Below are 22,990 nucleotides of genomic sequence, written 5' to 3'. Positions count from 1 at the left end.
CCTTGATCATTCCAATGATCTGTTCGTCGCTAAATCTGCGTTTCATAGTCCATCCTTTGCTTGGACGGATTACTAACACCTCAATGGCCTGATTTCAGGGGGCTGGGTCAGTCTTCTTCTTTCGGTTGCCGCCAGGTTTCGAGAAATCTGATTGTGCTGCTGAAAGCTTCTGATGCTGCCGATTTGGCAATCTGAGTCCTTCAGGACAAACAATTGTACCTGTTACTCCCGCTGGTTTATTCACTATCCAGCGTGTCTTCCCAACCTTGATCGCCAAGCCGTGCTTGTGGATTTCCTTCTGAACTTTCCAGATCGTACTCTTCAAAACCACTTGGCCTGAGACCGTCAGATCGTCGATGTATAAGGTGAATACGTTCCCAGCTTCCTTTGCGATGTTGAAAATTGCATCCCACATCTCCGAGTATGCCCAGTACGAAAGTATTGGGCTTGACGGAGAACCTTGAGGCAAGGAGCCTTTATCGCAGCAAAGTCTCGCTAGAATGACCGCGACGTCGGGTGAACACCTCATGCGATGTTGGAAGAAAGCCAGCACTTTCTCTTCACGACAAGATGGGTAAAAGCTCTCAATGTCCATCAAACAAAATGATCTTGAACCTTGATGAGCGGCAGCGTTGGTGACGTAAGTTCTTTTGGGAACCGGGGCGTGAACGTAACTTGGCGTTTCGATGCAGGCCAACAAATAGGCGACGCGGCTTTGAGCTTTGTCTAGTCCTTCATGGGGTCGACAAAGCGGCCTCATAGAGCCGTCCGCCTTTTCTTCTTCCCAGTATTCGTAGTGTGGAACAGACTTGTCAGTCATTCCTTCTAGAGCCTTGACGGAGGTAAAGAGAAGCTCAGCTAGATCTTTTTTTCGCTGCAACCCGTAAAAAGGGCTTTGCTCCAAAGCATAGAATTTCTTTGCTTTTTTTCGCCATGGTTTCCGTGTGTTAGTCATTTCAAAGCTCTATCTCACTGTCGACATCGAGCAGTGTCATCAGCGCAATAACTTTCTTAGCGACGATGCCCTTCGCCTTCTCAAGTCGACTTGAAAGATTTTCCTTGTCTTCGAGCGCTTCCGCGAAGAACACAAGGGAACTTACCGGAATGTTGAAGACATCTGCATAGCGTCCTAAAAGTTCTAGTGAAGGTGTTCTATTGCCACTCTCAAGTTCCGAAATATAGGAACGTGACACACCAAGCTTTTTAGCAAGAACGACTTGACTGAGTCCTTGATAGCGTCGCAGCAATTTCAAAGCTTGTCCGAACATTGGTCTTCCTTTGTGTAATTGAGAGCGGCGCCCTACGAAGGTGGCGGAGTGAACCATCCGGAAACGATTTCAACCACTTTCCACAATCGCGGCATCCAAATTAGGATGCCCCTGAGCACCGTTCCCAGAATTGATGACCACTTGGGTTTCATTTCTGTTGGTGGTTGCTCGATCAGTCGCCGCCCCGGCAGGCTGGTAGTTTGTCTTTCTTGCTTCATTGAAGCCTCCTCTTGAAAACGCCGTGGCGGGATTGCCAATGGCGCGTCTTCGCTTTCAAGCAGGAAACAGATGCCGGTAGTTTCACTCGCATACACAGGACCACAAAGGTCTTCGTTGTGGTCCTGGCTCGTCCCGTCCGTGCTCTCCACATGTCCGGGGACATCGAGGAGCCTGTGCGGGTCAAAGGTCAGAAGCCACGAGGGCTTCCACGGGTGAGATAAATTAAACCTCCTCCAAACTATGGAGACTTATTCTGTCACTCGGAGAGAGTGCCAACCGAGATTACACTTAAGATCGTTGGCAACGATTGTCAACAATATGTCACTCATGGTGAACATTTTGATTTTATCGAGGTTCGCTTGCTTCCAGTACGGCGAACAAAATGAACGGCAGCTCTACCGGTGTCGGTCTTTGCATTATGCGTTGCAATCAATGGCGGGAGCGGGCCGCACGCCGGACTTTGCAAAGTCCGATTTCTGCGCATTGCTGCCGCCCGTAATGGTCAGTGTTGCTAATGCGGCGAACGGCAGCTTGGTGGCCACAGCGACTTGAGCACCAACCGTGTCAATCAATGTTAAAAGCTTGTTTCTGCGTTCTTTTACGGTTCTTAAAGCGCTCTATTCGAGAGCTCGCTACCTCCAAGGCATCGATATCGGGACAGAGTTCGGGAAAGTTATAATAACCAGCCCCATTAAACAGTAGATAAGCGGCGGCATCGTAAACCATCGCTGCCCACTTCTCGTCATCAAAGGCACCCAAACTCATCGTGCCAAGGTCGCCTTTGATCTGGCATCTCCAATAGGTGGAACCATTCGTGCGCTTAGTTTTGATTACACCTTTGTATTGCGAGGACGTATTTTTCTTTGGCTTTCGGTTGCGCATAACTGACTGACGTCCAACTCTGTCTGTCAGATTTGACAGCCGACAGTCGAAACTGAGCTTGTTTTCGAACGACACTTGCTTGAAGTCAGCAACGGTTTTTCTCGGGTGCGCCAACGACAATATTAGCCGCTGCAATGAGATGCGCTGTCCCTTGATATCCGCAACGGCGTATATGTGTTCTTCCCGCGATATCACTGCATACCAATTGTGCCGCAATACTTGATTGGCAAATCTCCTGTCCACCAAAGCAACAAGATTACGACTTGTCGGGATCAGAGAAAATTCTTCGGGTTCGAGTGTGTCGGCCAGAGCGAGAATGCTCCGGCGCGTGCGATCTAAAAAAACAGTCATGGCAGCTTCAATGTTAATATGAGAGCAAACGGTCCTTAGACTTGGATGCAAATGGTAGACCCGCCGGCGTTGCGCTGCAAAGCTGCTACCACGCGGTTACCACTGATGCTGGACCTGTGACTCTACCGCAACGTATTAATTCTTGGTCGCGGTGCTTCCGTATTGCTTCCGGTATTCAGTCAGCAAAAATCAAAGGCTCGTGAGTGGCTGCGCAAGTTTTTGATTTTACTTAAAAAAGTGGTGAGCCGTGCAGGATTCGAACCTGCGACCCACTGATTAAAAGTCAGTTGCTCTACCAACTGAGCTAACGGCCCACTCTTTTGTTGGATCATTACGACCCGCGTGCTCTGTAAGGCACTTTCCCAACCGGGTTCAAGACCTTATTTGCACTTCGTTTCGCCCGAGTTATCTGCGTCTCGTGCGTCCCGATAGGCGGCTTAATTAGGCAGGTGGCGCAGGGGGGTCAACCCCTTTTTTCAGGAATCTACGCGATAGGGTGGATTCATATCCTGACCGACGTTATATGCCCGCCATGCAACGCTCAAATGATACCGGTTTGCACTTCATGAAGATGCACGGGCTGGGCAATGACTTTGTCATTGTCGATGCCCGCGCGCGGGCTGTCCCGATCTCTCCGGGTCTGGCCAGGGGAATCGGGCATCGGCAATTTGGGGTGGGCTTTGATCAGCTGGCCGTGATCGAGCGTGGCGAGGCGGACGCACATCTGGTGTTTTACAACGCTGACGGGTCGACCTCGGCCGCGTGTGGGAATGCGACGCGCTGTATCGCGCGCTTTCTGATGGACGAGCAGGGGAAAGAGACCCTGACCCTGACAACCGAACGCGGCACTCTGCTGGCGCGGGACGCGGGACGCGGACTGACCTCGGTGAATATGGGGCAGCCGCAGCTGTCCTGGAACGAGATCCCTCTGGCCGAAGAGATGGACACGCTGGAGCTGCCCATCGAAGGCACCCCGACAGCTACGGGTATGGGTAATCCGCATTGTACGTTCTTTGTGGAAAACGCCGAAGCCATTCCGCTGGAGGAGTTCGGGTCGCGATACGAGTATCATCCGCTCTATCCCGAACGCACCAATGTTCAGGTCGCCCAGGTCACCGGCCCGGACCGCATCCGTATGCGGGTTTGGGAGCGCGGCGTGGGCGTCACGCTCGCCTCCGGGTCTTCATCCTGCGCGACCGCGGTTGCCGCCGCGCGGCGCGGGCTGAGCGGCCGCGAGGTGCAGATCGACCTCGACGGGGGATCAATCTGGATTGACTGGCGCGATGATGGGGTCTGGATGACCGGACCCACATGCCATGTATTCTCGGGCACTCTGACGCCCGAGTTTCTGGAGTCGCTGGAATGAACCCGCCCAAGTTCACCACGTTGGGCTGCCGTCTGAACGCCTATGAGACGGAGGCGATGAAAGAGCTGTCGCAGCGCGCCGGCCTCAAGGATGCAGTAATTGTGAACACCTGCGCGGTGACGGCTGAGGCCGTGCGCAAGGCCCGGCAGGAGATTCGCAAACTGCGGCGGGAAAACCCCGACGCCCGACTGATTGTGACAGGTTGTGCAGCGCAGACCGAACCTCAGACGTTTTCGCAAATGGATGAGGTCGACGCCGTGATCGGCAACACCGAGAAGATGCGGCCCGAGACCTGGCAGGGTATGGCGGCGGATTTCATCGGTGACACCGAAGCGGTACAGGTGGACGACATCATGTCCGTCACAGAGACGGCTGGCCATCTGATTGACGGGTTTGGCACCCGGTCGCGGGCCTATGTACAGGTTCAGAACGGCTGCGATCACCGCTGTACCTTCTGCATCATTCCCTATGGCCGCGGCAATTCCCGCAGCGTCCCGGCAGGCGTGGTGGTCGATCAGATCAAACGTCTGGTGGATCGCGGATATAATGAGGTTGTTCTGACCGGTGTTGATCTGACCTCGTGGGGTGCCGACCTGCCCGCGCAGCCCAAGCTGGGTGATCTGGTGATGCGCATCCTCAAGCTGGTGCCTGACCTGCCGCGCCTGCGGATCAGCTCGATCGATTCGATCGAAGTGGACGAAAACCTGATGCAGGCCATCGCGACCGAGCCGCGCCTGATGCCGCATCTGCACCTCTCACTGCAACATGGCGACGACCTGATCCTGAAACGCATGAAGCGCCGCCATCTGCGCGATGACGCGATCCGCTTTGCCGAAGAGGCCCGCAAGCTGCGGCCTGACATGACCTTTGGGGCCGACATCATCGCCGGTTTTCCGACTGAAACCGAGGCCCATTTCGAGAACTCTCTGAAGCTGGTCGCCGAGTGCGACCTGACCTGGCTGCATGTCTTCCCCTATTCCAAACGCGAGGGCACGCCAGCAGCGCGAATCCCGCAGCAGGTCAATGGCAGTATCATAAAAGACCGCGCCGCACGTTTGCGCGCTGCCGGGGCGGCTCAGGTGACCAGACACCTCTCGGGTCAGATCGGCAAAACCCATCAGATCCTGACGGAAAACCCGCATATGGGCCGCACCGAGCAGTTCACCGAGGTCTCTTTCGCATCCCCTCAGATCGAAGGCCAGATCGTGACGGCGACGATCACGGGGCACAGCGCGACCCAACTCAGCGCCTGATCATCTCTTCCTCTGTACCGCCTGACGCCGGGCAAAAAAGAACCCCCGCAACCGGATGGCGCGGGGGTAAACCTTGGCTTTATGTGGTCAGCGCGGCTCAGTCCTGGCGGAGCTTGCCCTTGTGCGGCGCCCACAGACGCTTGTTGACCAGATACAGCAGGACCGAGAGGACCGACAGGAAGATTACGCCGACAAAACCGGCGTTCTTGCGGTCCATCATCTTGGGCTCTGCGGCCCACATCAAAAAGGCTGCAACATCCTCGGACATCGCCTCGACGGTGGCTGCGTGGCCATCGGCGTACTCGACCTGATCGTCAGACAGCGGCGGCGCCATCGAAATCCAGCCACCGGGGAAGGCTTTATTTTCATAAAGAACCGTACCGGCTTCTTCCTTTTCCTCACCCGTATAGCCGTCCAGCAGCGAGGCGATGTATTCCGCGCCACCCATGCCTTTGACCAGCTGGTTGATGCCCAGACCGTAAGGGCCATGGAAGCCGGCGCGCGCCTTGGCCATAAGGCTTAGGTCCGGTGCGCCTACGCCGTCATTGACCGGGAAGTGATCAGTCGGGATCGCAGGGCGAAAATCGTCCAGTTCGGGATCGAATACTTCGAAGTTCTCTGCCGCATAGGCAATGACTTCCTCTTCCGAATAGCCCAGCGCCTCAAGATCGCGCAGGGGCACATATCTCAGGCCGTGGCAGGCCGCACAGACTTCGGTATAGACCTGAAGGCCGCGCTGCAGCTGGTGCTCGTCATAGGTGCCAAAGGGGCCTTCGAACGAGAAGTCGAAGTCCTCGATATGACCTTCGCCGCCTGCTGCAAAAGATGCAGCAGGAGCAAGGGCCAGAGCAAACGCGGTGCCGATTGCAAGTTTCTTGAACATGTTTCCGGTCCCTCTTTTTACTCGGCCGGCGTGGCGTCGGCGTTTGCCTTGCCATAATGCGCGTTGAAGTCTTCTTCGATGGTTTCCGGCGGCGCCAGAGGTTTCTCGATCACACCCAGCAGGGGCAGGATCACGAAGAAATAGCCAAACCAGTAGGCCGACGCGATCAGCGAGAAGGTCGCATAGGGCTCCTCGGCGGGCATCGCACCCAGCCACATCAGCGCAAAGAAGTCGATGATCAGCAGGTAGAACCACCATTTGAACATCGGGCGATATTTTCCCGAACGCACGGTCGAGGTGTCCAGCCACGGGGCCAGAGCCATCGCCAGGATCGCACCGAACATCGCCAGAACACCAAAGAATTTGGCGTCGATGATACCACCGGTGATGAAGCTGGCGAATTGCACAACCCAAACCTCGCCGGTGAAGGCCCGCAGGATCGCGTAGAACGGCAGGAAGTACCATTCGGGCACGATGTGCGCAGGTGTGACCAGCGGGTTGGCCTCGATATAGTTATCGGGGTGGCCCAGATAATTCGGCATGTAGCCAACGATTGCCCAGAACACGACCAGAATAACCGCCAGAGCGAACAGGTCCTTGATCACAAAGTACGGCCAGAAGGGCAGGGTGTCTTTCTCGGCTTCGGCTTTCGAGCCACGGCGCACTTCAACACCCGTTGGGTTGTTGTTGCCGGTGGTGTGGAAGGCCCAGATATGCACGATCACCAGCGCCGCGATGATGAACGGCAGCAGGTAATGAAGCGAGAAGAAGCGGTTCAGCGTGGCATTGTCCACCGCCGGTCCGCCCAGCAGCCAGGTCTGGATTGCATCACCCACAAAAGGGATCGCGCCAAACAGGCCAGTGATCACGGTCGCACCCCAGAAGGACATCTGACCCCAGGGCAGAACGTAACCCATGAAGGCGGTGCCCATCATCATCAGGTAAATCAGCATCCCGATGATCCACGTGATCTCACGCGGGGCTTTGTACGAGCCATAGAACAGGCCGCGGAACATGTGGATATAGACCGCAACAAAGAACAGCGACGCACCATTCATGTGCAGGTAGCGGATAAAGTAGCCGCCATTTACGTTCCGCATGATGTGTTCGACGCTGGCAAAGGCCAGATCAACATGCGGGGTGTAGTGCATGACCAGCATAATGCCGGTGATAATTTGCAGCGCCAGGCAGAAAGCCAGAACGATGCCCCAGATCCACCACCAGTTCAGGTTCTTGGGGGTCGGGATCATCAGGGTGTCATATAGCAAGCCAACGATCGGGAGACGGCTGTTCAGCCACTTCTCGCCTTTGGTCTTTGGCTCATAGTGGTCGTGGGGAATTCCTGACATTCTGGGTCTCCCTTAGCCGAGTTTGATTGTGCTGTTGTCCACCCATTCTGCGGGCGGGACAGGAAGGTTCTCGGGCGCTGGGCCCTTACGAATACGTCCTGCTAGATCATAGTGCGAACCGTGGCAGGGGCAAAACCAACCACCAAAGTCACCAGCATCACCCAGCGGAACGCAACCAAGGTGCGTACAAACACCCATCTGAACGATCCACGCGCCTGCTGCCTCGCCTTCGGGGGACGGCATCACGCGGTTCTCATCCGTTGCCGGGGCATCCGCGCTCAGGTTCAGGTTGCGGGCCAGCGGGTCGGGCAGGGCATCGACACCTTCAGCGTCTTGTTCCTGCGCTTCCTGAATTTCGGCCCCTGTACGGTGGCGGATGAATACGGGCTTACCCAACCATTTGACGGTCAGCTGTGTCCCCGGTTCGACGCCGCTGACGTCGACACGGATCGAGGACAGCGCCTGAACGTCTGCCGATGGGTTCATCTGGTTGATCGAGGGCCAGGCGACAGCCCCCACCGCTACGGCACCGGCGCCGCCAGCGACGTAGTATATGAAGTCTCTGCGGGTGCCTTCGTGGTCTTCTGCGTGGGACACGAGGTTTTCTCCGATTATCTGGCGCCCGCGGACGGGCAAATAGCTCGCGCACCGCACGAATGCGGCGTCTTAAACGGGGTATCTATCGGGGAGAAAACGGTTCGTCCAGCGTTCATAGGCGCGCATTACGCCGCATCCCTGCATTCTTGTCACAACAAAGGCCAAAAATTTCACCAAAGCGGGCATCAGCATCCATTCGCACTAAAGGTCAGCCACTGCGCCGCCGGGAGTGATTCGAAGTATCGCTTAAATGCGGTTGTTTACTGGTGCTGCAAAATTCGGGACTCGGGCCGGGATCAAAGCAAGCACCATTACTGCCACAAAAAAGACATGGATTATTCTACTTATGCGAGAACAAAATATGTTTAAATCATTCATCTTACTTAGATATTTGAACTTCTGTCGCAGTCATCGAATTTGTGTTGCACTTATAGGATGATTGTCGCAAAGGCCGGACTGCGCGAACTCCCTACAGGAGGCAAGTCATGTCAAAACATATTGCGGCCATTGTGCTGTTCTCAACCACGATCTCAACACAGGTCTTTGCCGCTGGCGATCCGGCGCAAGGAGAAAAGCTGTACAATCGGTGCTCCGCCTGCCACGCGATCATCAAAGATGGCGAGGTTCTGGTCAAAGGGGGCATCACCGGACCGAATCTCTATGGGATCGTGGGGCGGGTTGCCGGGTCTGAAAACGATTATCGCAACGGCAGCGCGCGTTTGCCGATCGGCATGTTCACCGACGACATGATCCGGGCGGGCGACGAAGGGCTGATCTGGACGCAAGAAAACATCGCAGCTTACTCGCGTGATCCAATCGGTTTCATTCAGGAATTTCTGAACGATGATACAGCACGCCCCAATATGAGCGTGAAACTGAGGAAGGGCGCCGACGATATTGCGGCCTATCTTGCCACTTTCGCCGATTGACGCGCGCCCGGACTGGTCACGCCCCGCATGAGCGCGGCCAGCATTCCGGTTTCCGAGCCAAGATCGCCCGCCTCAAGTTGATCGGCAGCACCGAGTCGTGCGTTCTCTGGTTTGTTTTGCTTCAGCTTCCATGTGCCTTGAATGTCATCAACGCGCATCCGGCACGGTACGATCATGCGCATCATACGCTGCAACGCGTCGTCGGACATCTTGTTGGTAACCCAGGGCGGCTTGGGCCGCAGCCGGTTTTCAAAAAACGCGGATTGGCGGTCCAGCAGATCGCGCAGCTCGTCCGCGGGCCGCATTTCAAGCTGCCCTGTCAAATGCACGGCAACATAATTCCAAGTCGGTACCTGATCATCGATCTCATACCAGTCGGGTGAGACATAGCCGTCTGGCCCTGACACCGCGATTCGCGCCGTTTGCGATTGTTTCAACACCCGGACAATCGGGTTTGACCGCACAAGATGCAGCTCTGCCACCTGCCCGGTCTCGTCCAGAAGGAACGGCACATGGCTCAGCAAGGGGGCTGTGTCCGTCGACAGGGCCAGCACACCAAACGCGCGGTCCCGTGCAAAGGTAATATGGCGGGCCGTTTCTTCGGCGCAAAATATGGGATTGGGGTGCATGCGGATCCTCCTGCCAACAGCCCTTGCAGAACCAAGCCGTCCTTGGCAAGGTCTGCGGTGTTCTCAGGGCGGGGCGAAATTCCCCACCGGCGGTATGCGGGCACTGACCCGTAAGCCCGCGAGCGGCCCCATTTAACGGGGTGACAAGCAGATCTGGTGAGAGGCCAGAGCCGACGGTTAAAGTCCGGATGAAAGAGAACGTACAGTGCGCCGGTCTATCGGTGCGACTGTTCGTGATCGCCTTGGGTGAAGTGTCTGTTTTGCTAAGGAGATCATGATGACACACACCCGATATGCTTTTGTAAAAGCCAACTGGCATGCTGATATCGTCGACCGAGCGCTGGATGGGTTTCTTGACCTTATCCCGGCTGATCAGGTTGATGTCTTTGACGTCCCGGGCGCGTTCGAAATGCCCTTGCTGGCGCGCGATCTTGCGCAAACCGGCCGATATGCAGCGGTTGCCTGCGCCGCGTTTGTCGTGGATGGCGGCATCTATCGCCACGATTTTGTGGCTCAGGCCGTTGTCGAAGGGCTGATGCGTGCGGGGCTCGACACCGGTGTTCCGGTCTTGTCGGTTTCGCTGACCCCACATCAATATCAGGAAACTGAACACCACAATGCCATCTACCGAGCCCATTTTGTTGAAAAGGGCCGGGAGGCCGCGCAGGCGGCGCTGAAAATCAACGCAGCCCGTGTACAACTGACCGCGGCTGCATAGGCTCGATGGGTTGGGGCATCCTGCCCCAACCGCAAATCCGCTTGAGGCCAAGGGCCTTGCCCGCTAATCACGACGCTCAAAGGAGCATGCCCCATGTCGATGAACAGTTTTGGCCACCTCTTCCGCGTCACCACCTGGGGTGAAAGTCACGGCCCCGCGCTGGGCGCCACGGTCGACGGGTGCCCTCCGGGGGTCGAGATCGACGCGGACATGATCCAGCACTGGCTGGACAAGCGCAAACCGGGGCAGAACAAGTTCACCACCCAACGGCGCGAGCCCGATCAGGTGAAAATCCTGTCGGGCGTGTTTGAAGGTCAGACAACGGGCACCCCCGTGCAGCTGATGATCGAGAACACCGATCAGCGTTCGAAAGACTACGGCGATATCATGGACAAGTTCCGTCCGGGTCACGCCGATATCACCTATTGGCAGAAATACGGGATTCGCGACTATCGCGGCGGCGGGCGCAGTTCCGCGCGTGAGACCGCATCGCGCGTGGCTGCAGGCGGGCTGGCGCGTGAGGCGATCAAGCAGATCGCGCCGAACGTGCAGATCACCGGGTACATGACCCAGATCGGCCCAAATAAGATCGACCGCGCCAATTTCGACTGGGCGCAGATCGAACAGAACCCGTTTTGGACGCCGGATGCGCAGGCCGCCGGGGACTGGGCCAGCTATCTCGACGATCTGCGCAAGTCGGGCAACTCGGTCGGTGCTGTGGTCGAAGTTGTGGCCCGTGGGGTTCCGGCCGGGCTGGGCGCCCCCGTTTATGCCAAGTTAGACACTGATCTGGCTGCTGCGATGATGTCGATCAACGCCGTCAAAGGGGTTGAGATCGGCGAAGGCATGGCCGCCGCCGAACTGACCGGCGAAGCCAATGCCGATGAGATATTCATGGGGCAAAACGGCCCGCAATACAGCTCGAACCATGCGGGCGGCATCTTGGGCGGCATCTCGACCGGGCAGGATATTGTTGTGCGCTTTGCGGTCAAACCGACCTCATCGATCCTGACCACGCGCAAGACCATCACCAAATCCGGCGAAGAGACTGAGATCATCACCAAAGGTCGCCACGACCCCTGCGTGGGCATTCGGGCCGTGCCGGTTGGCGAGGCGATGATGGCCTGCGTGATTCTGGATCACCTGCTGCTGCACCGGGGTCAGATCGGCGAGAATCGTGGTCGCATTGGCTGAACTGCGCAGCCGTCTGCGCGAGATCATCCAGGCCCGCATGGCCACCGACCCGGCGCATGATCTGGCGCATCTGGACCGGGTTTGGGCAAATGCCCAGGCCATCGCCGAGGGCCAAAGTGACATGGGCGTTCTTCTGGCGGCCAGCTATCTGCACGATCTGGTCAACCTGCCCAAGGATGATCCAAACCGTAGCGCGGCATCGCGCCGGTCTGCAGCCGAAGCAGAGCCTATTCTTCTGAAGCTGGGCTTTGGTCAGGTTCAGATTCAAGCGACTCAACATGCAATTGCTGCGCATAGTTTCTCAGCCGGCATTCCACCAGAAACATCTGAGGCCCGTATTCTGCGGGACGCCGATCGGCTGGATGCGCTGGGGGCCATAGGTATTGCCCGGACATTTGCCGTATCCGGCACGTTGGGTCGTATGCTCTATGACCCGTCCGACCCGTTCGCCGAAAGCCGCCCGCTGGATGAACAGCGCTTTTCTATCGATCACTGGCGGACAAAGCTTCTAACGTTGCCCGATGACATGCTGACGGAAACCGGCACTCGATTGGCGCAACGCAGAGTGCGCCGGATGATCGGTTTTCTTGAAGATTTTGCCGATGAGATCGGCAGCACCCTTCCGCCAGATTGGACAAACTGCTAGGGCCACCGCTCTTGGTCCTGCCGCAGGGATATGCGTCACTGTTTCGCAGAACGCCAAAATCTGTTATGTACTGCAGACATAGTTGATTTATTTTGGAGCAATTTATGAAAGCCTACGAAGCAGTCGTGGCTGCTCTGGAGACAATTGGTGTCGACGCAGCGTATGGCGGAGCCGGTGAAAACGCGGCCGGAATGATGTTGGCGCTGGACGCCTCGGACAAGATTCGCCCGGTGATTTCAAAGAATGAACAGGGTGCGTCTTTTATGGCCTGCGGCCATGCCATGTTCACCGACAAGCTGGGGGTGTGTTTCGCCACCGCAGGCCCCGGCGCGTTCAACCTGATTTCGGGCATGTGCGTGGCCTTGACCGACAGCTATCCGCTGCTGGCGATCAGCGGCTATTCTACGGTCGCCTGGCAGGGCCGGGGCGGGTTGAACGAAACCTCCGGTCTGGCGCGGACGCCGGATTCGCGCATGATGTTTCGTGCCGTGACCAAAAAAGACCCCGCGACGGGCGAGCCTGCGGATTTCCTCGTCACCGACCCGGACGACCTGATCGATACGCTGCAGAAAGCGATCGATATCGCCTTCGAAGGGCGCCCCGGCCCCGTACATGTGGCCATCGCCGAGGACATCACCGATCCTAAAATAGAGGTGACGAATTTCCGGCCCCTGCGCCTGCCCCGGATCGGTGTTGCGCCTGAACCGGCTGATCTGGACACTGCCACGGAAACCCTGGAACAGGCGATCCGGGCGGACAAAACCGTCGTTCTGCTGGCCGGGTTCGGTACGATCCGAGCCGGCGCCAATGACATCACCCAGCAGTTTATCGAACGGTTTCAGATCCCGTTGCTGACGACCATGGACGGCAAGGGAATCGTCCCTGAGGAAAACCCGCTGGCCATCGGGCTCTATTGCGATTCCGGGCACAAAGCCGCGTGGGAGCTGTTTTCAGAGGCGGATGTGGTTCTGGCGGTGGGCAATTCCTTTGCCCAGCACGCAACCTTTGATTTCCACGAGGGGCTTTTCGACGACAAAACGCTGATCCACGTCAACATTGATGCCGGGGAATTCGACAAATTCTACAAGGCTGATCAGGTTGTTCTGGGGGATGCAAAACAAGTGATGCAGGGGCTGTATGACCGGATGGACAAGGTTCTTGATCCTGTGCCCGCCCGAGATTTTCGCCCCAAGGATTACGACGAAAGGTTCATCATCTCGCCGCAAAAGCAGCTGCATCCGGGCGAGATGGTCCAGAAGATATCGCAGATGTTGCCTCCGAGTGGGATTGTGCTGGCTGATGCCGGGGCCCATGCCGCTTGGGCCGGGTATTATCTGGAACTGAAGAAGGGACAGAACTTTCGCAAACCGGGCACGTACGGGCCGATGGGAATTGGCGTCTGCGGGGCCATAGGGGCCAAATACGCCGAGATGAACCGCCCCGTGGTCGCCGCTGTGGGAGACGGGTCCTATCTGATGAGCGGCTTCGAGCTGATGACCGCCGTGCAATACGATATCCCGGTGGTTTGGGTGATCTTCAACGATCGGGAATTCAAGCTGATCAAGCTCTATCAGCTGTCGGCGTTCTTCAAGACCGGACTGGTCGAGTTCGACAACCCCGACTACGCCGCCTACGCCCGCGCCTGCGGTGCCGAAGGGTACACGGTCGACCGGCTGGACGAATTCGAAGACGCCTTCCGCGCGGCATTGGCCAGCGGCAAACCCGCCCTGATCGATGCGCGGATAACACGCCTCGCTTTGCCGAACTACTCGCCCCATCCCGAAGGGGTTCTGGCAGCGATCTGGTCAGGCATACGTCAAAGGTTTGGACTATAAACAGGAGGTTCCCGTGGACGGCAGCCAGAAAACGCCTTCGACATGGCGTGAAGTTTACGTGGGGGGCTCAGCCGAGGCCGAGTTGAAGGAAACCAAAGAGCTTGCTCAGCTGATGATGGCCGCGCAGCTCAAATCCATGGCGGCAGCCAAGGCGCGGGGGGTCGACCGGGCCCTGCACAAGAAACCGATCGCGGCCTTCAAATCGGCCGAGCTGCGGTTTGTCGATGACCTGCCCGAGGACCTGCAGGTCGGGTTTGCCAAGCCCGGTGCCAGCTATCCTGCCAGCGTTCGGTTTTCGAACGCCTCGTCTCAGACCCAGTCGGATGAAGAGAAAGACCTGCGTGGTCTGGCGATCCGTGTGACCGAGGCCGACGGAGTCGACCATGACCTTCTTGCGACCAATTTTGCCGTTCCGCATGCCCGGACTGCCTATCAGTTCGTGGTCTTTGCCCATGCGCTTGCCGGGGGACGTTTGTCGAAACTGGTCGGTTTGGTGCGGCTGTGTTTTGTGCTGGGCTTCGGGGAAACACGCCGGATGCTGGGCAATGTGCGCGAGGCGTTGCGCGTGTGTGACAGTGTGGCGCTGGAAAGCTATTGGAGCCGCGGTGCCGTCGCCTGGGGGGCTGAGGCGGTACGCTATACGTTCAAGCCTGCCACCGGAACGCCAGGTGTGTCCGGTGACTTTACCGGCGCGGCGCGGCTCTCGGCGGAATATGCGGCGCGGCAGGCGTCGGGCGACATCACCTTTGATCTCTATATTCAGCGGTTTGTCTCGGAAGAGCAGACGCCCATCGAAGACGCCGCCCATGAATGGAGCGAAATGGTCAGCCCGCCCATCAAGGTGGCCCAGCTGGTTTTGCCGCAGCGAGACCTCTCGACAACCGAGGCGCTGGCAGAGTCGCTCGAGATCGAGCGCCTTGGCTTCAACCCGTGGAACACGACCCATGAATTCCGCCCGCTTGGCAATCTGAACCGGGCGCGCAAAGGGGTCTATGATGCATCAGCTGCGCATCGTCAGGGCAAGCGCTATAAGGCCGCGCCACCACCGCTGCAGAACCGGATATTCGGCTCTGGCGCGCGCGCGATCCTGCGCGCGGTGAACCGCCGGATCCCGTGGCACAAGATCCCCTTCCTGCTGGTGCAATTGCTCAACCTTGACGCTCTGCGCCATGATTTGCGGCATAAAAGCCTGATCGACACCGATCCGGAAGAACCCGTTCCAAGTGCCCGTGCGGTGCCGCCCGAGCCGACGCCCGAGCATCGAACCTATCGCACACATGACGGCAGCTATAATGACCTGTCGGATCCGCAAATGGGGGCCGCGGGCGCAACTTTCGGGCGCAACATGCCCCCGCAAGAACAGCCCGACGGCAGCCCGAACCCCATCGACGTGGCGCGCAAGCTGATGGATCGGCAGACCTTTGTCCCGGCCAAGATCCTCAACATACTGGCGGCCTCGTGGATTCAGTTTCAGGTGCATGACTGGGTCGCCCACGAACGCCGAAAACTGGGCGAAGACGACGAGATCATTCCGATCCCCGATGCCTATCCCGATTGGAAAAACGCCACCGACGGCGTGCCCGAGCGCGAGATGCGGATTGCCGGGAACATCCCCAAAGACGGGGCGGATGATCCGTTCCTCTTTGCCAATGAGAATTCGCACTGGTGGGATGGGTCGCAGGTCTATGGGGTCAACTCCAAAGCAGCGAAGGAGCTGCGCGATGGTCCAAAGCTGCGGCTGGACAAGTTCAAGGACGGCTACTACCTGCCCGAAAATGTCCACGGCTTTTCCCTGACCGGATTCAACGAAAGCTGGTGGCTGGGCCTGTCCACACTGCACACGCTGTTCGCGCGTGAGCATAATTGCCTGTGCGATGAGCTGCAGCGCGCATATCCGAACATGGATGACGAGCGTGTGTATCAGACCGCGCGGCTGATCGTTTCGGCGCTGATTGCCAAGATTCACACGGTCGAGTGGACGCCCGCCATTCTGGGCACCGAGGCGCTGGATGTCGGGATGAAAACCAATTGGTACGGCCCGCCGAAATCCTGGCTGACCCGGCTGGGCATTTGGCTGACGGATACCCATGCGCTGAAGGGCATCCCGGAAACTGAGCCCGATCATCATACGGCCCGCTATTCCCTGACCGAGGAATTTGCCACCGTGTACCGGATGCACCCGCTGATCCCGGACGACTATATCTTCTACGATTTCGAGACCGGCAAAGAAAAAGCCCGCCGCAATTTCCTTGAGATTCAAGGCGAGCAGACTGACGAACAGCTGCGTGATCTGGGCCTGCGGGATTGCCTCTATTCTCAGGGGATCGCCTATCCCGGCGCCATCACTCTGCACAACTTCCCGAAATCGCTGCAAAATCTCGAACGTGACGGCGAGATGATCGACCTGTCGGTTGTGGATATCGTACGCACCCGGGCGCGCCGCGTCCCGCGCTACAACGAATTTCGCAAAGGCTTGCATATGCCGCCGGTGACGGACTGGGACGACCTGACCGCCAATCCCGAGACAAACCGCATTCTCAAAGACCTGTATGGCGATATCGACAAGGTCGATACGGTGATCGGACTGTTGGGGGAAACGCCCCCCGACGGGTTTGGCTTTTCGGATACGGCCTTCCGGGTCTTTATCTTGATGGCGTCGCGCCGGTTGCAGTCAGACCGCTTTCTGACCACCGATTTCAGGCCTGAGATCTACACGCCGCTCGGCATGGACTGGATCGCGCGCAACGGGATGAAATCGGTGCTGTTGCGACATTTCCCCGAATTCGCCCCGGTCCTGCCAAAAAACGCGACCGCCTTTGCGCCGTGGACCATGATTCAGGAGGGTTAAGCTATGCCGAAGGATACCGTCTCCAAGGGGCTCAAATCCTTTCTCGAAGCGCCGATGGCGCAGACCTTGTGGAACCGCCGCACAAAAAGGGTCAGCCGGGGGTCTGATGTTGTCGCCGGATCGCTGAGCTGGACATCCCAAAACGACCCTTCGCCCCTGTCGCCGCTGCAAGAGGCGATCCTGATCGCCGCCACGGGGGCCTCGGGCATGACCATGCCGGACCGGCCCTTTTTCGACGATGAAAGCGGCGATCCGATCATGTCGAAACCCAATCTGGTGATGGAGGGCCGCACGGCCGGCAGCCCCGACAACGCGCAGGGCACGCATTTTTTCATGATCAATGACAGCGGCACCTATTTCCTGCGCCGTCTTGATCCCCTGGAGGGTGGGATCAAGAACTGGACGCCCGAGGTCCTGATTGACCGGGCTGAACAGGCCAAGGTACAGCTCTTTGATCGCCGCATCGATGTACCGGGCGACATGCGCGATTTCCCGGCCTATCTGGATTCGAACCGCTTCCTGTCGAACACGCCCGGTTCGACCATTTTCTTTCCGGTCGTTGACCTTTCACACCAGTATATCAACGCGCTGATGTATCTGCTGACGCAACCTGACAAGGCGCGGCCGGTGATTGTGGATGACCGGAACTTCTATCAGCCCGCGGGTGTGAAGAAATGGATCAAAAGCGGGTTCCTGAACCCCGATATCAAAATCCCGCTTGGCGTTCTGGGGCAGATGCGCACACAGATCGAGGCCGACCTTCTGGTGCAGAACCTCTTTCTGGTCACCGAGGCTCTGGGATTGGGCGGTTGGATTCACGCCGCGATTTCCCCGCCGGTGCTGATGGGCGATCCCAAGTTCAGCGACCGCTATGGAAAGATGCTGGGATTTGATTATGTGACGCCGAAATGGCGGTTCATGGATCTGTTGCGCTGGCACACGCTGCCGGTTTCGGCGATGAAACATGTCCGGGCGCATGCGGTCGGGCTGCGTCACCACGGGGAACACCTGATCAAGGGCAAGTGCCCGCCCTACTATCCCTCGATGTCTGACGCGGTGGATGCCGTGATCGCGGGCAAATTCGGACCCGGTGGCATCTACAAGGACGACGCCCTGTTCGAGCGGATTTACAAGGGCGAGTTTGGCGACAAATACCTGCAGGAAGCGGGCGAATACGAACAGGACGTCATCGAATGCGCCCGCGATATCTGCACATATATCCACAAAACACATGGACGGTTCCCGGCCCATTGCGAGGCGATCCATGCGCCCGGTATCTGGCTGCAGACCCATCGGGTCGAGGCCGAATATTATGACGCCTATTTCCAGAACGGCCTGACCGCGGCACAGCGCGCGCATGACGAGAACTGGGAGGCCTGATACACCCGTGTGAGGGGGGCTTTTTGACTAAAGCCCCCAAAAGGTTTCAGGCGGTTCTGTCAGCTTCACACGAACCTGTTGATATAGTTCTCAAGTATTTCCTGCCGCCCGGACCGGGGCTGCGGGTTAACGTTGTCCTTCAGCACCCGCGCTGAGATGTCCTCCAGACTGCTGGTCAACATCGATGCCGCCTCGGGGGCGTCCCAGCCTGAATACCGTTCTGTCAGTGCGTCTTGCAGACCGCCATCCTCGATCATTGCCGCGGCTGCTTTCAGGCCCCGTGCGCAGACATCCATCCCGCCGATATGCGCAGCGATCAGATCTTTTGCGTCGATCGACTGCCGACGTATCTTGGCGTCAAAATTCGTGCCGCCGGTGGTAAACCCGCCGGCCTTCAGGATGTAGTAATAGGCCAGCGCCACTTCGGGTGTGTTGTTGGGGAACTGATCCGTGTCCCAACCCGACTGATAGTCGTTGCGGTTCATGTCAATCGACCCCAGCATGCCCTCGCTGGCAGCAACCGCAATCTCATGCTCGAAGCTATGGCCAGCAAGGATGGCGTGCCCCTGTTCGAGGTTCAGCTTTACCTCATCCTCCAGCCCGTATTTCCTGAGAAACCCGATACACGTGGCCGCATCATAGTCATATTGGTGTTTCGAGGGTTCCTGAGGTTTGGGCTCTACAAGAATGGCCCCCTTGAACCCGATCTTGTGCTTATAGTCCACGACCATGTTCAGGAACCGGCCCATATGGTCCAGCTCGGTTTTCATATCGGTGTTCAGCAAGGTCTCATAGCCTTCGCGCCCACCCCACAGCACATAGTTCTCACCCCCCAGTTTGTGGGTCGCGTCCAGGCAGGATTTCACCGTTGCCGCCGCAAATGCAAAGACGTCGGGATCGGGATTGGTGCTGGCCCCCGCCATCCAGCGGCGATGACTGAACATGTTTGCCGTGCCCCACAGCAGCCGGGTCCGGGACCCCTGCATCTTTTCACCGATATAATCCGTGATCTCTTCCAGAGTTCTCAGATTGTCGGCAAAGTTTCCCTGCTCGGGCCGGATGTCGGCATCGTGCCAGCAAAAATACGGCTGCCCCAGGATCTCGAACATCTCGAACGCGATATCCGCCTTCATGCGCGCGCGTCCCATGTCGTCCTGCGGGTGCCATGGGCGTTCGAATGTGGGTCCGCCAAAGGGGTCCCCGCCCTCCCATGCGAAGGAATGCCACCAGGCGACAGCAAACCTCAGATGGTCCTCCATGCGCTTGCCCAAAACAACTTCGTCCGGGTTGTAATGCCGGAAGGCCATCGGGTTTCGGCTGTCCGCGCCCTCATATTGGATCTGGTCGATCCCGTTAAAAAATTCGCTTGTCATACCTGGCCCTGTTCTGATTTTTGCGCGGGTTGCTTGCCGAGAATGATCATCGACAAAAGGTCGTCATCGGTGACGTCGTCGATATCGACCGTCCCAACCAGTTTTCCGTTCTTCATGACCGAGGCACGGTCACACAAATCCATCACCGCATGCACATCGTGGTCGATCAGGAAAATCCCGATACCCTGCGCTTTCAGTTGGTGAATCAGGTCCGCAACCATTTGCGTTTCATGCGGTCCCAGTGCCGCCGTGGGTTCATCCATGATCAGGATGCGGGCGTTGAAGTAGACCGCGCGCGCGATGGCCACCGATTGCCTCTGGCCGCCGGATAATGCGGAAACGGGATCATTGAACTTTTGAAAGTTCGGGTTGAGCTGCGCCATGATCTTGCGACATTCGGCCTCCATGGCTGCATCGTTGACCAACCCAAAAGGCGTGGTCATCTCGCGCCCCAGGAAAAGGTTCGATGTGGCATCCAGATTGTCGGCCAGGGCCAGCGTCTGATAGATCGTTTCGATATTGTTAGCCCGCGCGTCGCGGGGGTTTCCGATGTCGACCGGTTTGCCGTCGATCAGGATCTCGCCATGATCCATCCGATAGGCGCCGGACAACACCTTGATCAGTGTTGATTTGCCGGCCCCGTTATGCCCGAGCAGACCAACCACTTCGCCGGGATACAGATCAACCGACACATGGTCGACGGCCTTGATGCCGCCAAATGAAATCGAAATGTCGCGCATCTCGACCAGAGGCGGCGCGCCGGAACCGCGCGCTGCTTTTGGGGCTTGTGCTTGCGTGTCCTGTGTTTGCATCATTTTGCCCCCAGCCGCTTGCGATAGACGATGTCGATATAGACGGCCAGAACAAGAACGCTGCCGACCACGATGTTTTGAAACGGTGCATCCACGCCGACCATCGCCATGCCGGATTGAAGAGCCTGCATGATCAATGCCCCTAGGATCGCGCCGTAGATGGTGCCAACACCGCCAGACAACGCTGTTCCTCCGATCACCGCAGCTGCGATGACCCGCAATTCGTCCAGAGTACCGATATCGTTCGAGTGGTTGGCCAGACGCGCCGAGGCGACCACAGCGGACACAGCGCACAGGAAGCCCATCAGCGCAAAGATTTTTACGGTCAGCAGCCGTGTGTTGATCCCGGACAGTTCTGCCGCGTCCGGGTTGCCACCGGTTGCAAAGATATAGCGGCCAAACCGGGTTTTTCGCGCCACGATCGTAAGCACAACGGCAACGATGATCAGAATGAGGACGGAAATCGGTATGCCATATCCGACAACCAGCCCCTCGGGCATCGTCTCTCCACGCGCTTCGAACATGCGTTGCAGACGGCGTGTCGGTATGGCGTAGCTGTTCACGATGTAGACATAGCCAAGGATGGCAATCGCGATTATTCCAGCCAGCGTTGTCTCGGCCCAGACAGGTTTCACAGGAAAGCCATGGGCCGCTTTTGCGCGCCGGCTGCTCCATAGAACCCAGATGGCGATTGCGGTGGCGAACAGCCCGAACAACCAGCTTGTTGTTGTGCCCAAAGTTCCGTTGGTGCCCCCAAACATCAGGAACGTGCTGTCCAGCGGTCCGATCGTCTGGCCGCTGGTCAGATACCAGGCCACGTTGCGCCAGACCAGAAACCCGCCAAGCGTCACGATGAAGGCCGGTATCGTCAGATAACCGACCATCCAGCCGTGAAACGCCCCGATCAGCGTGCCAACAAATATTCCGACGACAATGGTGATCGCCCATGTTGCAGGGTTGTTCAGCCCCATCCCAAGCACCTGAGGCAGCAGTTCGGTTTGCGTCATGGCCATCACCGCCGAGGTGGTTGCCAGCAATGCGCCAACCGACAAGTCGATGTGGCGCGTGACGATAATGAACACCATCCCGCATGCCATAATGGCAACCGAAACTGTCTGGATGGACAGGTTGAACAGGTTGCGCGGCGTGAGGAACCGCCCCTCTGTAAGGATGTTGAAGCCGATGCACAGGATGACAAACGCGCCGATCATTCCCAAAAGCCGCACGTCCAGTTCCAACTGATGGAACAGGCTGGGTTTCGCTTTTTCAGGTACCGGCTGAGACGAAGTTTCGGTCATTTCCGATCTTTCATATTCAGCAATGGTCCCCGGCCCAGTCAAAGGGCCGGGGACTTTGAGATTTAGTTACAAGGAGCAGGGCCGTTTTCAACGCCCTGGCACAGATCCTCCAAGGGAATCCAACCGGCGTCGACAACGACAGACAGGTTGTCCTTGGTGATCGGCACAGGTGCCAGGAAAACCGAGTTCATTTCGGCACCGCCCGGTGATGTCCAGCTCACCGCGCCTTCGACATCCGCTGGGCTTGTGCCCCCGCTGAGTGCAACCGCGATTTCACCGGCCGCCTTGCCCAGTTCGCGGGCGTCCTTCCAAACCGAAACAGTCTGGGTTCCCAGCGCAACACGGTTTAGTGCCGCGTGATCACCATCCTGACCGGACACTGGAATGCCTTCCATGCCCTGTGCAGTCAGAGCCGCAACAACGCCGCCCGCAGTACCGTCATTCGACGCGACAACTGCATCCACGTTGTTTTCATTCGCTGTCAGAATCTGTTCCATATTCCGCTGCGCGTTCGCGGGCAGCCAGCCATCGGTGTAGGCTTCGCCAACAATCACGATATCGCCGCTGTCAACGGCTGCGCCGATGATTTCTTGTTGGCCGCCTCGCAGGAAATCCGCGTTTGGGTCAGTGGGAGAGCCCTTGATCATCACATAGTTGCCTTTGGGCATCGCTTCAAAAACCGCACGTGCCTGCATTCTGCCGACCTCGACGTTGTCGAAGGTCAGGTAAAAGGCGCGATCATCCTCGATAAGGCGGTCATAGGCGATGACCGGGATGCCCTCGTCCGCTGCTGCCTGAACGGCTGGCCCGATTGCCTGCGCATCCTGCGCCAGAATGATCAGCGCATCCACGCCCTGCGCAATCAGGCTTTCGATGTCGGAAAGCTGTTTTGCCGAAGACGACTGCGCGTCTGCCGAGATATATTCCGCACCGCCTGCTTCGAGCGCGGCCTTGATCGCGGCTTCGTCTGTTTTCCAGCGTTCTTCCTGAAAGTTCGACCAACTCACGCCAACCACCGAGTCCGCGAGCGCGGTCGAGGCCAGCAACGCGGCCGCAGCTGAGAAGCTGAGAATTCTTTTCATGATTTCCTCCCATTTGCCGAGCCATTTATCTTGATTCGCGGCTCTCACGAATCTGGATACCATATTTATTTCAGCGGG

The 22,990-nt window shown here is 57.7% G+C and carries 21 protein-coding genes, 1 tRNA gene and 1 riboswitch; of the genes, 9 read left to right on the top strand and 13 right to left on the bottom strand.

Features of this window, described 5'->3' with window-relative positions; genetic code table 11:
* Positions 1-94: 94 nt before the first annotated feature.
* The 5 genes from ACR0I7_RS18970 to ACR0I7_RS18950 form a co-directional block, all read right to left on the bottom strand.
* The gene (locus ACR0I7_RS18970; RefSeq protein WP_480513767.1) at positions 95-955 is read right to left on the bottom strand and encodes a reverse transcriptase family protein; all 861 of its coding nucleotides are present in this window, start codon (positions 953-955) and stop codon (positions 95-97) included.
* 1 nt (position 956) lies between these two features.
* Positions 957-1,268: a helix-turn-helix domain-containing protein gene (locus ACR0I7_RS18965; RefSeq protein ID WP_480513765.1), complete on the bottom strand. Its 312-nt coding sequence runs from the start codon at positions 1,266-1,268 to the stop codon at positions 957-959.
* Positions 1,269-1,903: 635 nt separating this feature from the next.
* Complete coding sequence (locus ACR0I7_RS18960; RefSeq protein WP_480513763.1) at positions 1,904-2,029, bottom strand: hypothetical protein; 126 nt, start codon at positions 2,027-2,029, stop codon at positions 1,904-1,906.
* Positions 2,030-2,051: 22 nt separating this feature from the next.
* Positions 2,052-2,720 carry an AP2/ERF family transcription factor gene (locus ACR0I7_RS18955; protein WP_480513761.1) on the bottom strand — a complete coding sequence of 223 codons (669 nt, stop codon included), beginning with the start codon at positions 2,718-2,720 and terminating at the stop codon, positions 2,052-2,054.
* Positions 2,721-2,958: 238 nt separating this feature from the next.
* A tRNA-Lys gene (locus tag ACR0I7_RS18950) sits at positions 2,959-3,034 on the bottom strand.
* Positions 3,035-3,243: 209 nt separating this feature from the next.
* Here ACR0I7_RS18950 and dapF point away from each other — a divergent pair.
* On the top strand, positions 3,244-4,086 hold the full coding sequence (dapF, locus tag ACR0I7_RS18945) for a diaminopimelate epimerase (RefSeq protein WP_480513759.1): 843 nt from the start codon (positions 3,244-3,246) through the stop codon (positions 4,084-4,086).
* Positions 4,083-5,339 carry a tRNA (N(6)-L-threonylcarbamoyladenosine(37)-C(2))-methylthiotransferase MtaB gene (mtaB, locus tag ACR0I7_RS18940; protein ID WP_480513757.1) on the top strand — a complete coding sequence of 419 codons (1,257 nt, stop codon included), beginning with the start codon at positions 4,083-4,085 and terminating at the stop codon, positions 5,337-5,339. Before dapF ends, mtaB begins: the two co-directional genes overlap by 4 nt.
* Before the next feature lie 97 nt (positions 5,340-5,436).
* On the opposite strand, the gene ACR0I7_RS18935 is transcribed toward mtaB, so the two are convergent.
* The 3 genes from ACR0I7_RS18935 to petA are packed head-to-tail and all read right to left on the bottom strand — an operon-like array spanning position 5,437 to position 8,168.
* A complete protein-coding gene (locus ACR0I7_RS18935) occupies positions 5,437-6,222 on the bottom strand; it encodes a cytochrome c1 (protein WP_480513755.1) in 786 nt (261 codons plus the stop codon).
* A 17-nt stretch (positions 6,223-6,239) separates the two neighbouring features.
* A complete protein-coding gene (petB, locus tag ACR0I7_RS18930) occupies positions 6,240-7,571 on the bottom strand; it encodes a cytochrome b (protein WP_480513753.1) in 1,332 nt (443 codons plus the stop codon).
* A gap of 12 nt (positions 7,572-7,583) precedes the next feature.
* Complete coding sequence (gene petA, locus ACR0I7_RS18925; protein WP_480513752.1) at positions 7,584-8,168, bottom strand: ubiquinol-cytochrome c reductase iron-sulfur subunit; 585 nt, start codon at positions 8,166-8,168, stop codon at positions 7,584-7,586.
* A 485-nt stretch (positions 8,169-8,653) separates the two neighbouring features.
* Between petA and ACR0I7_RS18920 the strand changes: the two genes are divergently transcribed.
* On the top strand, positions 8,654-9,097 hold the full coding sequence (locus ACR0I7_RS18920; RefSeq protein WP_480513750.1) for a c-type cytochrome: 444 nt from the start codon (positions 8,654-8,656) through the stop codon (positions 9,095-9,097).
* Here ACR0I7_RS18920 and ACR0I7_RS18915 read toward each other — a convergent pair.
* A complete protein-coding gene (locus tag ACR0I7_RS18915) occupies positions 9,073-9,726 on the bottom strand; it encodes an FMN-binding negative transcriptional regulator (protein ID WP_480513748.1) in 654 nt (217 codons plus the stop codon). The genes ACR0I7_RS18920 and ACR0I7_RS18915 overlap by 25 nt on opposite strands.
* Positions 9,727-9,781: 55 nt before the next feature.
* A riboswitch (FMN riboswitch) is annotated at positions 9,782-9,930 on the top strand.
* Positions 9,931-10,003: 73 nt separating this feature from the next.
* Here ACR0I7_RS18915 and ACR0I7_RS18910 point away from each other — a divergent pair.
* The 6 genes from ACR0I7_RS18910 (at position 10,004) to ACR0I7_RS18885 (ending at position 18,347) form a co-directional block, all read left to right on the top strand.
* Positions 10,004-10,444, top strand: coding sequence for a 6,7-dimethyl-8-ribityllumazine synthase (locus tag ACR0I7_RS18910; protein ID WP_480513746.1), 441 nt, complete (start codon positions 10,004-10,006; stop codon positions 10,442-10,444).
* A 93-nt stretch (positions 10,445-10,537) separates the two neighbouring features.
* Positions 10,538-11,638, top strand: coding sequence for a chorismate synthase (gene aroC, locus ACR0I7_RS18905; RefSeq protein WP_480513745.1), 1,101 nt, complete (start codon positions 10,538-10,540; stop codon positions 11,636-11,638).
* The gene (locus ACR0I7_RS18900; protein WP_480513743.1) at positions 11,622-12,284 is read left to right on the top strand and encodes an HD domain-containing protein; all 663 of its coding nucleotides are present in this window, start codon (positions 11,622-11,624) and stop codon (positions 12,282-12,284) included. The genes aroC and ACR0I7_RS18900 overlap by 17 nt, the downstream gene beginning before the upstream one ends.
* Positions 12,285-12,388: 104 nt before the next feature.
* Positions 12,389-14,119, top strand: coding sequence for a thiamine pyrophosphate-binding protein (locus tag ACR0I7_RS18895; RefSeq protein WP_480513742.1), 1,731 nt, complete (start codon positions 12,389-12,391; stop codon positions 14,117-14,119).
* Positions 14,109-16,967: a peroxidase family protein gene (locus tag ACR0I7_RS18890; protein WP_480513740.1), complete on the top strand. Its 2,859-nt coding sequence runs from the start codon at positions 14,109-14,111 to the stop codon at positions 16,965-16,967. The genes ACR0I7_RS18895 and ACR0I7_RS18890 overlap by 11 nt, the downstream gene beginning before the upstream one ends.
* 3 nt (positions 16,968-16,970) lie before the next feature.
* A complete protein-coding gene (locus ACR0I7_RS18885; protein WP_480513738.1) occupies positions 16,971-18,347 on the top strand; it encodes a hypothetical protein in 1,377 nt (458 codons plus the stop codon).
* A 65-nt stretch (positions 18,348-18,412) separates the two neighbouring features.
* Here the strand turns inward: ACR0I7_RS18885 and xylA are convergent, their stop codons facing one another.
* From xylA to xylF, 4 genes are all read right to left on the bottom strand, one after another.
* Entirely contained in the window at positions 18,413-19,720 is a 1,308-nt protein-coding gene (xylA, locus tag ACR0I7_RS18880; RefSeq protein ID WP_480513736.1) for a xylose isomerase, read from the bottom strand.
* Complete coding sequence (locus ACR0I7_RS18875; protein ID WP_480513769.1) at positions 19,717-20,532, bottom strand: ATP-binding cassette domain-containing protein; 816 nt, start codon at positions 20,530-20,532, stop codon at positions 19,717-19,719. The genes xylA and ACR0I7_RS18875 overlap by 4 nt, the downstream gene beginning before the upstream one ends.
* The gene (locus tag ACR0I7_RS18870; protein WP_480513734.1) at positions 20,532-21,830 is read right to left on the bottom strand and encodes a sugar ABC transporter permease; all 1,299 of its coding nucleotides are present in this window, start codon (positions 21,828-21,830) and stop codon (positions 20,532-20,534) included. The genes ACR0I7_RS18875 and ACR0I7_RS18870 overlap by 1 nt, the downstream gene beginning before the upstream one ends.
* 62 nt (positions 21,831-21,892) lie before the next feature.
* A complete protein-coding gene (xylF, locus tag ACR0I7_RS18865; protein ID WP_480513732.1) occupies positions 21,893-22,912 on the bottom strand; it encodes a D-xylose ABC transporter substrate-binding protein in 1,020 nt (339 codons plus the stop codon).
* Positions 22,913-22,990: the final 78 nt, after the last annotated feature.

The organism is Ruegeria sp. AM1, assembly GCF_056540745.1.
This window is presented reverse-complemented; position numbering and strand designations above follow the sequence as displayed.

Bases quoted from the DNA above. Each gene is read 5' to 3' on its own strand.
- ACR0I7_RS18970 (WP_480513767.1), bottom strand. From the start codon at position 955: ATGACTAACACACGGAAACCATGGCGAAAAAAAGCAAAGAAATTCTAT.
- ACR0I7_RS18965 (WP_480513765.1), bottom strand. From the start codon at position 1,268: ATGTTCGGACAAGCTTTGAAATTGCTGCGACGCTATCAAGGACTCAGT.
- ACR0I7_RS18955 (WP_480513761.1), bottom strand. From the start codon at position 2,720: ATGACTGTTTTTTTAGATCGCACGCGCCGGAGCATTCTCGCTCTGGCC.
- dapF (WP_480513759.1), top strand. From the start codon at position 3,244: ATGCCCGCCATGCAACGCTCAAATGATACCGGTTTGCACTTCATGAAG.
- mtaB (WP_480513757.1), top strand. From the start codon at position 4,083: ATGAACCCGCCCAAGTTCACCACGTTGGGCTGCCGTCTGAACGCCTAT.
- ACR0I7_RS18935 (WP_480513755.1), bottom strand. From the start codon at position 6,222: ATGTTCAAGAAACTTGCAATCGGCACCGCGTTTGCTCTGGCCCTTGCT.
- petB (WP_480513753.1), bottom strand. From the start codon at position 7,571: ATGTCAGGAATTCCCCACGACCACTATGAGCCAAAGACCAAAGGCGAG.
- ACR0I7_RS18920 (WP_480513750.1), top strand. From the start codon at position 8,654: ATGTCAAAACATATTGCGGCCATTGTGCTGTTCTCAACCACGATCTCA.
- ACR0I7_RS18915 (WP_480513748.1), bottom strand. From the start codon at position 9,726: ATGCACCCCAATCCCATATTTTGCGCCGAAGAAACGGCCCGCCATATT.
- ACR0I7_RS18910 (WP_480513746.1), top strand. From the start codon at position 10,004: ATGACACACACCCGATATGCTTTTGTAAAAGCCAACTGGCATGCTGAT.
- aroC (WP_480513745.1), top strand. From the start codon at position 10,538: ATGTCGATGAACAGTTTTGGCCACCTCTTCCGCGTCACCACCTGGGGT.
- ACR0I7_RS18895 (WP_480513742.1), top strand. From the start codon at position 12,389: ATGAAAGCCTACGAAGCAGTCGTGGCTGCTCTGGAGACAATTGGTGTC.
- ACR0I7_RS18885 (WP_480513738.1), top strand. From the start codon at position 16,971: ATGCCGAAGGATACCGTCTCCAAGGGGCTCAAATCCTTTCTCGAAGCG.
- xylA (WP_480513736.1), bottom strand. From the start codon at position 19,720: ATGACAAGCGAATTTTTTAACGGGATCGACCAGATCCAATATGAGGGC.
- ACR0I7_RS18875 (WP_480513769.1), bottom strand. From the start codon at position 20,532: ATGCAAACACAGGACACGCAAGCACAAGCCCCAAAAGCAGCGCGCGGT.
- ACR0I7_RS18870 (WP_480513734.1), bottom strand. From the start codon at position 21,830: ATGACCGAAACTTCGTCTCAGCCGGTACCTGAAAAAGCGAAACCCAGC.
- xylF (WP_480513732.1), bottom strand. From the start codon at position 22,912: ATGAAAAGAATTCTCAGCTTCTCAGCTGCGGCCGCGTTGCTGGCCTCG.